The 12,022-nt window shown below is 55.6% G+C and carries 11 protein-coding genes, 4 tRNA genes and 1 rRNA gene; all 16 read right to left on the reverse strand.

The window, feature by feature from the left end:
- Positions 1-58: 58 nt before the first annotated feature.
- A complete protein-coding gene (gene rpoB / locus J3P76_RS22775; protein ID WP_420767524.1) occupies positions 59-4,132 on the reverse strand; it encodes a DNA-directed RNA polymerase subunit beta in 4,074 nt (1,357 codons plus the stop codon).
- A 220-nt stretch (positions 4,133-4,352) separates the two neighbouring features.
- Positions 4,353-4,718 carry a 50S ribosomal protein L7/L12 gene (rplL, locus tag J3P76_RS22780; RefSeq protein ID WP_007970414.1) on the reverse strand — a complete coding sequence of 122 codons (366 nt, stop codon included), beginning with the start codon at positions 4,716-4,718 and terminating at the stop codon, positions 4,353-4,355.
- Between the two features lie 78 nt (positions 4,719-4,796).
- Positions 4,797-5,297 (reverse strand): 50S ribosomal protein L10, encoded by a 501-nt coding sequence (gene rplJ, locus J3P76_RS22785; RefSeq protein WP_003206099.1) that lies wholly within the window; start codon positions 5,295-5,297, stop codon positions 4,797-4,799.
- A 197-nt stretch (positions 5,298-5,494) separates the two neighbouring features.
- Positions 5,495-6,190, reverse strand: coding sequence for a 50S ribosomal protein L1 (rplA, locus tag J3P76_RS22790; protein ID WP_030138521.1), 696 nt, complete (start codon positions 6,188-6,190; stop codon positions 5,495-5,497).
- On the reverse strand, positions 6,190-6,621 hold the full coding sequence (rplK, locus tag J3P76_RS22795; RefSeq protein WP_003176435.1) for a 50S ribosomal protein L11: 432 nt from the start codon (positions 6,619-6,621) through the stop codon (positions 6,190-6,192). Before rplK ends, rplA begins: the two co-directional genes overlap by 1 nt.
- 117 nt (positions 6,622-6,738) lie before the next feature.
- Entirely contained in the window at positions 6,739-7,272 is a 534-nt protein-coding gene (nusG, locus tag J3P76_RS22800; protein ID WP_010443972.1) for a transcription termination/antitermination protein NusG, read from the reverse strand.
- Between the two features lie 9 nt (positions 7,273-7,281).
- Positions 7,282-7,650: a preprotein translocase subunit SecE gene (gene secE / locus J3P76_RS22805; protein ID WP_024776457.1), complete on the reverse strand. Its 369-nt coding sequence runs from the start codon at positions 7,648-7,650 to the stop codon at positions 7,282-7,284.
- A gap of 45 nt (positions 7,651-7,695) precedes the next feature.
- A tRNA-Trp gene (locus J3P76_RS22810) sits at positions 7,696-7,771 on the reverse strand.
- A 53-nt stretch (positions 7,772-7,824) separates the two neighbouring features.
- Positions 7,825-9,018, reverse strand: coding sequence for an elongation factor Tu (gene tuf / locus J3P76_RS22815; protein ID WP_339481469.1), 1,194 nt, complete (start codon positions 9,016-9,018; stop codon positions 7,825-7,827).
- 84 nt (positions 9,019-9,102) lie between these two features.
- Positions 9,103-9,178: transfer RNA gene (locus tag J3P76_RS22820), tRNA-Thr, on the reverse strand.
- 26 nt (positions 9,179-9,204) lie between these two features.
- A tRNA-Gly gene (locus tag J3P76_RS22825) sits at positions 9,205-9,278 on the reverse strand.
- A gap of 24 nt (positions 9,279-9,302) precedes the next feature.
- A tRNA-Tyr gene (locus tag J3P76_RS22830) sits at positions 9,303-9,387 on the reverse strand.
- 142 nt (positions 9,388-9,529) lie between these two features.
- A complete protein-coding gene (locus tag J3P76_RS22835; RefSeq protein ID WP_434562040.1) occupies positions 9,530-9,985 on the reverse strand; it encodes a hypothetical protein in 456 nt (151 codons plus the stop codon).
- Between the two features lie 7 nt (positions 9,986-9,992).
- The gene (locus J3P76_RS22840; protein ID WP_434609247.1) at positions 9,993-10,742 is read right to left on the reverse strand and encodes a pantothenate kinase; all 750 of its coding nucleotides are present in this window, start codon (positions 10,740-10,742) and stop codon (positions 9,993-9,995) included.
- Positions 10,732-11,688 (reverse strand): bifunctional biotin--[acetyl-CoA-carboxylase] ligase/biotin operon repressor BirA, encoded by a 957-nt coding sequence (gene birA, locus J3P76_RS22845; protein ID WP_434701270.1) that lies wholly within the window; start codon positions 11,686-11,688, stop codon positions 10,732-10,734. The genes J3P76_RS22840 and birA overlap by 11 nt, the downstream gene beginning before the upstream one ends.
- 134 nt (positions 11,689-11,822) lie before the next feature.
- Positions 11,823-11,938, reverse strand: a 5S ribosomal RNA gene (gene rrf / locus J3P76_RS22850).
- Positions 11,939-12,022: the final 84 nt, after the last annotated feature.

Consider the following 12,022-nt stretch of genomic DNA (forward strand, 5'->3'; position numbering starts at 1 on the left):
TTCCTCCTGGCGGAGCAGAGAGCGGGCAAACAGCCCCGCTCTCGATTCGCGTCACGTGTTATTCGGTTTCCAGATCGATATCGATGCCGAGGGAACGAATTTCCTTGATCAACACGTTGAAGGACTCGGGCATGCCCGGCTCCATACGGTGATCGCCGTCCACGATGTTTTTGTACATCTTGGTCCGGCCGTTCACATCGTCCGACTTCACTGTGAGCATTTCTTGCAGAGTGTATGCAGCACCGTATGCTTCCAGTGCCCAGACCTCCATCTCCCCGAAACGCTGACCACCGAACTGCGCCTTACCACCCAGCGGCTGCTGGGTAACCAGGCTGTAAGAACCGGTAGAACGAGCGTGCATCTTGTCGTCTACCAAGTGGTTCAGCTTCAGCATGTACATGTAGCCAACGGTAACCGGACGCTCGAACTTGTTGCCGGTACGACCATCGAACAGCTGCATCTGGCCGCTTTCTGGCAGGTCCGCCAGTTTCAGCATGGCCTTGATTTCGCTTTCCTTGGCACCGTCGAACACCGGGGTAGCCATTGGAACGCCGCCGCGCAGGTTCTTCGCCAAGTCCAGGATTTCCTGGTCGGAGAAGGTGTCCAGCTCTTCGTTGCGCCCGCCGATCTCGTTGTAGATCTCGTGCAGGAACTTACGCAGATCAGCGACCTTGCGCTGCTCTTCGATCATGCGGTTGATCTTCTCGCCCAACCCTTTGGCCGCGAGGCCCAGGTGAGTTTCGAGAATCTGACCAACGTTCATACGCGAAGGTACGCCCAACGGGTTGAGAACCACATCGACCGGGGTGCCATTGGCATCGTGCGGCATGTCTTCAACCGGCATGATCACGGAGACCACACCCTTGTTACCGTGACGACCGGCCATCTTGTCGCCCGGCTGGATGCGACGACGGATTGCCAGGTAAACCTTGACGATTTTCAGCACGCCTGGAGCCAGGTCATCGCCCTGCTGCAGTTTGCGCTTCTTGTCTTCGAACTTGTCGTCCAGCAGACGGCGGCGATCAACGATATAGGCCTGGGCCTTCTCGAGCTGCTCGTTCAGAGCATCTTCAGCCATGCGCAGCTTGAACCACTGGCCATGCTCAAGACCGTCGAGGACTTCGTCGGTGATCTCCTGACCTTTCTTCAGGCCGGCGCCGCCTTCGGCTTTGTGGCCGACCAGGGCGGAGCGCAGACGCTCGAAAGTCGCGCCTTCGACGATACGGAACTCTTCGTTCAGGTCCTTGCGGATCTCGTCGAGCTGAGTCTTCTCGATCGACAGTGCGCGAGCGTCACGCTCAACGCCGTCGCGGGTAAAGACCTGTACGTCAATGACGGTACCCTTGGTGCCGGTAGGCACGCGCAGGGAGGTGTCTTTCACGTCGCTGGCTTTTTCACCGAAGATCGCACGCAGCAGCTTCTCTTCCGGAGTCAGTTGGGTCTCGCCTTTCGGAGTGACCTTGCCGACCAGGATGTCGCCCGCGCCTACTTCAGCACCTACGTAAACGATACCGGCTTCGTCCAGCTTGTTCAGTGCAGCTTCACCCACGTTCGGGATGTCCGCAGTGATTTCCTCTGGGCCAAGCTTGGTGTCACGAGCCACACAGGTCAGTTCCTGGATGTGGATCGTGGTGAAGCGGTCTTCCTGGACCACACGCTCGGACAGGCAGATGGAGTCTTCGAAGTTGAAGCCGTTCCATGCCATGAACGCGATGCGCATGTTCTGACCCAGCGCCAGTTCACCCATGTCGGTGGACGGGCCGTCGGCCATGATGTCGCTGCGCTGAACCCGATCACCTTTGCTGACCAGCGGACGCTGGTTGATGCAGGTGTTCTGGTTGGAGCGGGTGTACTTGGTCAGGTTGTAGATGTCGACACCGGCTTCGCCCGGCTCTACTTCGTCATCGGCAACACGAACCACGATACGGCTGGCGTCGACGGAATCGATCACACCGCCACGACGAGCCACGACGCAAACGCCGGAGTCGCGCGCAACGTTGCGCTCCATGCCAGTACCTACCAGTGGCTTATCGGCACGCAGGGTCGGTACAGCCTGACGCTGCATGTTCGAACCCATCAACGCACGGTTGGCGTCGTCGTGCTCGAGGAACGGGATCAGCGACGCTGCAACCGACACTACCTGCTTCGGCGATACGTCCATCAAGGTGACGTCTTCCGGCGCCTTGACGGTGAACTCGTTCAAGTGACGAACAGCTACCAGCTCGTCGGTCAGGACTTTCTTGTCGTTCATCGTGGCCGAAGCCTGAGCGATCACGTGATCAGCCTCTTCGATGGCAGACAGGAACACGATCTCGTCGGTGACCAGGGCGTCTTTCACCACACGGTACGGGCTTTCGAGGAAGCCATACTGGTTGGTGCGCGCATAGGCGGCCAAAGAGTTGATCAGACCGATGTTCGGACCTTCCGGCGTTTCGATCGGGCATACACGACCGTAGTGAGTCGGGTGTACGTCACGAACTTCGAAGCCTGCACGCTCACGGGTCAGACCGCCTGGGCCGAGTGCGGAAACACGACGCTTGTGGGTGATCTCGGACAGCGGGTTGTTCTGGTCCATGAACTGGGACAGCTGGCTCGAGCCGAAGAATTCCTTCACCGCCGCGGCCACTGGCTTGGCGTTGATCAGGTCTTGCGGCATCAGGCCTTCGCTTTCAGCCATCGACAGGCGTTCCTTGACCGCGCGCTCTACGCGCACCAGGCCAACACGGAACTGGTTTTCGGCCATTTCGCCTACGCAGCGAACGCGACGGTTACCCAGGTGGTCGATGTCATCGACGATGCCTTTGCCGTTACGGATGTCGACCAAGGTCTTGAGCACCGCAACGATGTCATCCTTGTTCAGCACGCCCGAACCTTCGATCTCGGTACGACCGATACGACGGTTGAACTTCATCCGGCCGACCGCGGAGAGGTCATAGCGCTCAGGGCTGAAGAACAGGTTGTTGAACAGGGTCTCGGCAGCATCCTTGGTTGGCGGCTCGCCAGGACGCATCATGCGATAGATCTCGACCAGGGCTTCCAGCTGGTTGCCAGTGGAGTCGATCTTCAGCGTGTCGGAGATGAACGGACCGCAGTCGATGTCGTTGGTGTACAGGGTCTCGATACGAACGACCTGAGCCTTGACGATCTTCGCCAGGATCTCGACGGTGAGCTCGGTATTGCACTCAGCGATGATCTCGCCGGTGGCTGGATGCACGATGACCTTGGCGGTGGTGCGACCCAGGACGTAGTCCATCGGCACCTGCAGCTCTTTGATACCGGCTTTTTCCAGCTGGTTGATGTGGCGAGCAGTAATACGACGGCCTTGCTCGACAATAACCTTGCCCTTGTCGTCCTGGATATCCAGGACCGCGATTTCACCGCGCAGGCGCTGAGGCACCAACTCCAGGCTCAGGTTCTCACCTTGCACATGGAAGACGTTGGTGGTGTAGAACGCGTCCAGCACTTCTTCGGTCGTATAGCCGAGCGCGCGCAGCAGTACCGATGCAGGCAGCTTGCGACGACGGTCAATACGCACGAATACGCAGTCTTTCGGGTCGAACTCGAAGTCCAGCCACGAACCGCGGTAAGGAATGATGCGCGCGGAGTAGAGCAGTTTGCCGGAACTGTGCGTCTTACCACGGTCGTGGTCGAAGAACACGCCCGGGGAACGGTGCAGCTGGGAAACGATTACACGCTCGGTACCGTTGATTACGAAGGTACCGTTCTCAGTCATCAGGGGGATTTCACCCATGTAGACTTCTTGCTCTTTGATGTCCTTGATCGCTTTATTCGACGATTCTTTGTCGAAAATGATCAGGCGCACTTTTACCCGCAAAGGTACGGCGTAAGTAACACCGCGCAATACGCATTCTTTGACATCAAATGCCGGTTCGCCCAGGCGATAACCGACGTACTCCAGCGCAGCATTGCCGGAGTAGCTGATGATCGGGAAAACGGATTTGAAGGCCGCATGCAGGCCCACGTCGCGGAACTGATCTTTAGTCGCTCCCGCTTGCAAGAATTCACGATACGAATCCAGCTGGATGGCCAGGAGGTACGGCACATCCATGACGTCCGGCAACTTGCTAAAGTCCTTGCGGATACGTTTTTTCTCAGTATATGAGTAAGCCATCAGCGTTCCCCAGCTTGGTCACCTGCTTGTTTGGCCCCTCCCGACGGGAGCAGCCAGAAAATCGTGCAAACCCCATGGTTTGCGCCACCACATCGGGTGGTTACAGCTCGCGATCAGCACCGACCCAGTCGGCTGCCAATAACGGAAAAAGGCCGGTGGCAAGAGCCACCAGCCATCAGCCTGTCGCTTAACGCTCGGGCTGGAGACGCAAAGTCGATGCTTACTTCAGCTCGACTTTAGCGCCTGCTTCTTCCAGTGCTGCTTTGGCTTTGTCAGCTGCGTCTTTGGCAACAGCTTCCAGAACCATGGCAGGAGCGCCGTCAACTACAGCCTTGGCTTCTTTCAGGCCCAGACCGGTCAGTTCACGTACTGCCTTGATCACGTTTACTTTCTTCTCGCCAGCTTCGGTCAGCATGACGTTGAATTCGGTTTGCTCTTCAGCAACGGCAGCGGCAACAGCTGGACCAGCGGAAGCAGCAGCAGCGGTAACACCGAATTTTTCTTCGAAAGCTTTGATCAGCTCAACAACTTCCATTACGGACATGTTGCCAACGGCTTCGAGGATATCGTTTTGAGAGATAGACATGACTCTAAATTCCTGGATTGGGGGACGGCCTACGCGACCATCGAAATAAACAAAAAACGCGAAAAGGAGTGTCGAGCCTTAGGCTGCGGCAGCTTCTTTCTGGTCGCGCAGTGCCGCCAGAGTACGAGCCAACTTGCTGGTAGCGCCTTGAATCACGCTCATCAGCTGGGAGATTGCTTCGTCACGGGTCGGCAGAGTTGCCAGTACGTCGATCTGGTTAGCTGCGAGGAACTTGCCCTCGAACGCAGCTGCCTTAATCTCGAACTTGTCCTGACCTTTGGCGAATTCCTTGAACAAACGGGCAGCAGCGCCAGGATGTTGGGTGGAGAACGCGATCAAGGTCGGGCCGGTGAACACGTCGTTGAGGACACTGTATTCAGTGTCAGCAACAGCGCGCTTGAGCAGGGTGTTACGTACTACACGTACGTAAACGCCAGCTTCACGAGCCTCTTTACGGAGTCCGGTCATAGCGCCTACTGTTACGCCACGGGCATCAGCCACGACAGCGGACAGAGCAGCTTTGGCAGCCTCGTTGACTTCAGCGACGATGGCCTTCTTGTCTTCGAGTTTAATTGCCACGGGTTTAACTCCTGCTTGTTACCGTTTCATCCGATCGAAACCGAATGTCGTTTTGGTGTCTGATTCGGTAAGGAACCGGGAGCACCATCTGCGTAGGCTTGTGGTTTAAGACTTTCGTCGCCTACGGTCTTGGACAGCCCCCGCCAGGCAGGGACCCCAATATTTGATTGGCGCAATCGCTTGCGCCAACCTTTGTCTTACGCGTCGAGCGAGCTCTGATCGATGATCAGACCTGGGCCCATAGTGGTGCTCAGGGTAACGCGCTTGACGTAGATACCTTTCGAAGAAGCTGGCTTGATGCGCTTCAGATCAGCGATCAGAGCTTCGACGTTTTCCTTCAGCTTGACGGCGTCGAAGCCGATTTTGCCAACGGAAGTGTGAATGATGCCGTTCTTGTCGGTGCGATAACGAACCTGACCGGCCTTGGCGTTTTTAACCGCGGTGGCTACGTCTGGGGTTACGGTGCCGACTTTAGGGTTAGGCATCAGACCACGTGGACCGAGGATCTGACCCAACTGGCCTACAACGCGCATGGCATCCGGGGATGCGATCACGACGTCATAGTTCAGGTCGCCGCCTTTCATTTCAGCAGCCAGATCGTCCATGCCTACGCGATCAGCACCAGCGGCCAGAGCAGCTTCAGCTGCTGGGCCCTGGGTGAACACGGCAACACGAACAGTCTTGCCAGTGCCGTGTGGCAGCACGGTAGCGCTACGTACGACCTGGTCGGATTTACGTGGGTCAACGCCCAGGTTAACAGCAACGTCGAACGACTCGCTGAACTTGACAGTCGACAGCTCGGCCAGCAGAGCGGCGGCGTCTACAAAGTTGTAGGCCTTGCCTGCTTCGATTTTGCCGGCGATAGCCTTTTGACGCTTGGTCAGCTTAGCCATTACACACCCTCCACGTTAAGGCCCATGCTACGAGCAGAACCGGCGATAGTACGCACGGCTGCATCCATATCAGCTGCAGTCAGATCCGCGTTTTTGGTTTTCGCGATTTCTTCCAGCTGAGCACGGGTAACGGTGCCAACCTTAACGGTGTTTGGACGAGCGGAACCGCTGGTCAAACCTGCAGCCTTCTTCAGCAGAACCGAAGCAGGGGTGCTTTTTGTTTCGAAAGTGAAGCTGCGGTCGCTGTAGACAGTGATGATCACTGGAGTCGGCAGACCTGGCTCAAGACCCTGAGTACGGGCGTTGAAAGCCTTGCAGAATTCCATGATGTTCACGCCGTGCTGACCCAGTGCAGGACCAACAGGTGGGCTTGGGTTAGCCTGAGCGGCCTTCACTTGCAGCTTGATGTAAGCGGTAATCTTCTTGGCCATGAGGCACTCCAATTACGGGTTCGAACGCCTCGAAAGGCTCCCCGGTTGCTTGCGCGTTTATCCCAGTGACGACAAAACCCCACAGCCTTGGGCTGCGGGGTTGGGATGCCTGTCCAATCAGACCTTTTCGACCTGACTGAACTCCAACTCTACCGGAGTAGAGCGACCGAAAATGAGCACCGCGACCTGAATCCGGCTCTTTTCGTAGTTAACCTCTTCAACCGTGCCATTGAAGTCAGCGAATGGACCGTCGGTGACGCGTACAACCTCACCTGGCTCAAACAATGTCTTCGGCTTCGGCTTGTCGCTACCATCAGCGACACGACGCAGAATCGCTTCCGCCTCTTTATCTGTGATCGGCGCCGGCTTGTCGGCGGTACCGCCAATAAAGCCCATCACCCGAGGGGTATCCTTGACCAAGTGCCAAGTCCCTTCGTTCATATCCATCTGTACCAGCACATAGCCTGGAAAGAACTTACGTTCACTTTTGCGCTTCTGGCCATTACGCATTTCAACCACTTCTTCAGTGGGAACCAGAATCTCGCCAAAGCCATCTTCCATGCCTGCCAGCTTCACACGCTCTATCAACGAGCGCATAACATGCTTCTCGTAACCCGAGTAAGCATGCACAACGTACCAACGCTTAGCCACGGGACACCCTTAGCCAACAATCAAGGAAACAAGCCAACCGAGCAGGGAATCGAGCCCCCACAGCAGCAACGCCATCACCAAAACAACAGCCACAACGATCAACGTGGTCTGCGTGGTTTCCTGGCGAGTCGGCCATACGACTTTACGAATCTCGGTGCGAGCTTCCTTAGCGAGTACAAAGAAAGACTTGCCCTTGGCTGTCTGCAGGCCTACAAAGGCAGCTACAGCAGCAATGGCAAGCAATGCAAGTACACGGTACAGGATCGGCGAAGCAGAAAAATACTGATTGCCAACAACGCCAACAACCACCAAAGCGACTACCACTAGCCACTTGAGCAGATCGAAGCGAGAGCCTTGAGCTTCAGCTTTAGGAGTCATCTATGAAGATCCTGTGAAAAGAAAGCCAGACACACCGAGTGAATCTGGCAGGTCAGGAGGGAATCGAACCCCCAACCTACGGTTTTGGAGACCGTCGCTCTGCCAATTGAGCTACTGACCTAAAACAAAATCAGGCCGACCATTATGCCGGCCCGAAAAAGACATTACAACTATTTACTCGATGACTTTGGCTACGACGCCAGCGCCGACGGTACGACCGCCTTCACGGATAGCGAAACGCAGGCCGTCTTCCATTGCGATGGTCTTGATCAGAGTGACAGTCATCTGAATGTTGTCACCTGGCATTACCATTTCAACGCCTTCTGGCAGCTCGCAGTTACCAGTCACGTCAGTTGTACGGAAGTAGAACTGTGGACGGTAGCCTTTGAAGAACGGAGTGTGACGACCGCCTTCTTCCTTGCTCAGAACGTAGACTTCTGCGGTGAACTTGGTGTGCGGCTTGACGGTGCCTGGCTTGACCAGAACCTGGCCACGCTCAACGTCGTCACGCTTGGTGCCGCGCAGCAGTACGCCGCAGTTCTCGCCAGCACGACCTTCGTCGAGCAGCTTGCGGAACATTTCAACGCCGGTGCAGGTAGTTTTCTGAGTGTCGCGCAGACCGACGATCTCAACTTCTTCCTGGATACGGACGATGCCACGCTCAACACGACCAGTCACAACAGTACCGCGACCGGAGATCGAGAACACGTCTTCGATTGGCATCAGGAACGGCTTGTCGATAGCACGCTCTGGCTCTGGGATGTAGCTGTCCAGAGTTTCCACCAGCTTCTTGACAGCAGTGGTGCCCATTTCGTTGTCGTCTTGGCCGTTCAGAGCCATCAGAGCCGAACCGATGATGATCGGAGTGTCATCACCTGGGAAGTCGTAAGTGCTCAGCAGGTCGCGCACCTCCATCTCAACCAGTTCCAGCAGCTCAGCGTCGTCAACCATGTCAGCCTTGTTCAGGAAGACAACGATGTACGGAACGCCTACCTGACGGGACAGCAGGATGTGCTCACGGGTTTGTGGCATCGGACCATCAGCGGCCGAGCAAACCAGGATCGCGCCGTCCATCTGGGCAGCACCGGTGATCATGTTTTTTACGTAGTCGGCGTGACCTGGGCAGTCAACGTGTGCGTAGTGACGCACGGACGAATCGTATTCAACGTGAGCGGTGTTGATGGTGATACCGCGAGCTTTCTCTTCCGGGGCGCTGTCGATCTTGTCGAAGTCAACCTTGGCCGAACCGAAAACTTCGGAGCAGACACGGGTCAGAGCAGCGGTCAGCGTGGTTTTACCGTGGTCGACGTGACCGATGGTACCAACGTTGACGTGCGGCTTATTACGTTCGAACTTTTCCTTAGCCATCGAAATCACCCCTAGGAGAAGAATTTAGCAAGTCACACGAGCCATTAAAACAAAGGCAGATATTTTCATATCTGCCTTGTAATATGGAGCTCTTGAGCGGATTTGAACCGCTGACCTCACCCTTACCAAGGGTGTGCTCTACCAACTGAGCTACAAGAGCAAAACATTTTGCACAACCTGCAAACTTGGAGCGGGTAGCGGGAATCGAACCCGCATCATCAGCTTGGAAGGCTGAGGTTCTACCACTAAACTATACCCGCGGAGCTTGCAGCTCACGCTAAAACTGGTGGAGGGGGAAGGATTCGAACCTTCGAAGTCGTAGACGTCAGATTTACAGTCTGATCCCTTTGGCCGCTCGGGAACCCCTCCTAAGCGAGCCGGCATTCTATATCATGCCAGCCTTCTGTCAAGCATTTTCTCATTAAAAACCTGAGGTTAGCTGCGTTGACATCGCTCCGCACTGATAACCGTTAAAGATCTTCACTGCGAAGCGGGCGCCATTCTATGCAAACTACCCAGCAGGCGCAACCCCTTCGCATGGCATTATTTTATGTTTTAACTCATTGAATTCTTTAGAAAGGTTTTGAACCAACCCTTCATTAACCTTTCCTGCGCTTTCAGGAACAACCTGGACCCAAAATCCTCCGCCCTCAGGTGCACCTTCGGAGCTCAGCACAGATGTACGCCCCATCACGCCCAACGAAACCAATCGCTGCTCCAGCTGCCTGGCCAGCTCAGCACGAGCAAAACCGCCTAGATAATTACAATTCTTGCGCACCTCTCCGGACTTGCCGAAATCACGCCTGACAAGCGAATCCGCCGTTTCACTCAGAAGATGAATATCCTGCTGCGAGCCGCGATACAAGCTCAGTGGCGTTACATCCTTGGCCCGCAGCGGGGCCTCCTGCTGATGCCAGACATAGTAGAAGCCATTCAGAACCAGTAACAACAGAAACAGCCACCGCATAGAAACCTCAAGACAAAGGACAAGCCATCGCCAAGCCAACAAAAACCAGGTCAGGCGCAACCTTGGCTTGCGGTACAACCCCAACAACCAGACTGGCGTCCCCTCCCGTTAAAAACACCTCGAAATCCTGCCCCCAGTATTGCCGCGCCAATTCAAGCTGGGTCAGGACGAAACCTCTGAGCATCAGCATACAACCGCGCTCAACCGCCTCGACCGTCGCCCTTCCCGGAGCAAGAGTCTCGTGCGCTCGCTCGGCAGCAGTGTCATCGTAGCGAATTCGCCGAGTATGGGTACGCAACTGGTTGCGCATCAAAGGCATGCCCGGACAAATGAACCCCCCTAGATGCTCACCGTCCGCCGCGACGAAGTCGGCTGTAACGGCCGTGCCAAAATCGAGCACCAGGCAAGCGCCGGAAGCGAGATGGAAACCGCCAAGCAAGGCAAGCCAACGATCAAGACCTAACCGATCGTACTCTTCGTAACCATTTGTCACGCCTGCCATTTCTCGAGCCGGTACGGCACGTACCACGGACACCCCGAAGGTCTGTGTCAAGGAAGCGACCAACGAGTCAGTTTCCTCGGGCGTCCTGACGCTGACCAGACGGCATTTCTTTAGCTGAAACCTCTGGGCATCGCTCAGGCTGGCGAGCAGATCATCATCGGAACCGACCACACCACCTTCAACAGGCGTAACACCGTCGGAGCAAAGAACCCGCCATTTGATAAAACTGTTGCCGCAATCGAGCTCAAGAATCATCACGCAACCTCAAACTGAGCTCACCGCCGCTAAAGCTCTTTTCCACACCATCCACCTTCAAACGCAGCGCTCCCTGGTGGTCAATGCCCATCACTACGCCGTCAATCTGGTTCACACCCGCAATTAGCGAAACGGCACGGCCCTGCCATAAATGATAGTTTTCCCACTCCAGCTGGATCGCCGCAAACCCCGACGCATGATGCAACTCGAGGTACTGTTGAAGCTTCGCGCTCATATGGACCACAAGATCGTTACGATCAAATACACGGCCTGCCTCTAGGCTCATGGACGTCCACTGCTGATCAACCTCGTCAGTTGATTGCATATTCACGTTGACCCCGACACCCAGGACGACATGACAGACGTCCGCCGGATCACCCACTAATTCGAGCAAGATACCGGCAATTTTTTTGTTGCCCACCAACACATCGTTGGGCCATTTCAACCCAGCCTCAGCGATTCCAAAATCACGAAGCGCATGCATGACAGCGAGCCCAACGACGAGACTCAGCCCTTCGATTTGCCGCATACCGCCATCAATGCGCAAGACCAGACTGTAATAAAGATTGGCAGCGAACGGACTGACCCACTTACGGCCACGACGACCGCGCCCAGCGAGCTGCCGCTCAGCCAAGACCAAGAATGGCGCATCCACTCCGCGCTCTATGGAACGCAACGCTTCGGCATTAGTAGAGTCGATGGAGTCATGGATATAGACAGGCCAATCAAGGCCTTCTTTCGCGCAGATTTTCGCAGCATCCAAAAGTGACAGCGGCCTAGCCAACTGATACCCCTTGCCTCTAACTTTATGAACAGACAATCCCAACTCGGCCTCCAGATGCTGCAATTGCTTCCAGACAGCACTGCGACTGATGCCCAGCCCGGCACCTAGTGCCTGGCCTGAATGGAAACGACCATCCTTCAGAAGTTTTAACAACGTGAGCATACGAACCGCGCCTGATTACCGAGGCCAGCATGATAGCCATGCACAGGACTGTTGCATAGAAACTCGAAACGGCTTTACCAAGCGCAAAAACAAAACCCCTACCTGCATTAGCAGATAGGGGTTTCGGAATTCAATCTTGACGATGACCTACTCTCACATGGGGAAACCCCACACTACCATCGGCGATGCATCGTTTCACTTCTGAGTTCGGGATGGGATCAGGTGGTTCCAATGCTCTATGGTCGTCAAGAAATTCGGTAGCCAGCGCGTGCCTTGCGGTCACGTTCCAGCGAATGGGTATGTGATAGCGTGTTGCTTTGTGAGTATCTCGAAC

The organism is Pseudomonas sp. D1-36, assembly GCF_051132205.1.
In the GTDB taxonomy this organism is placed as follows: Bacteria; Pseudomonadota; Gammaproteobacteria; order Pseudomonadales; family Pseudomonadaceae; genus Aquipseudomonas.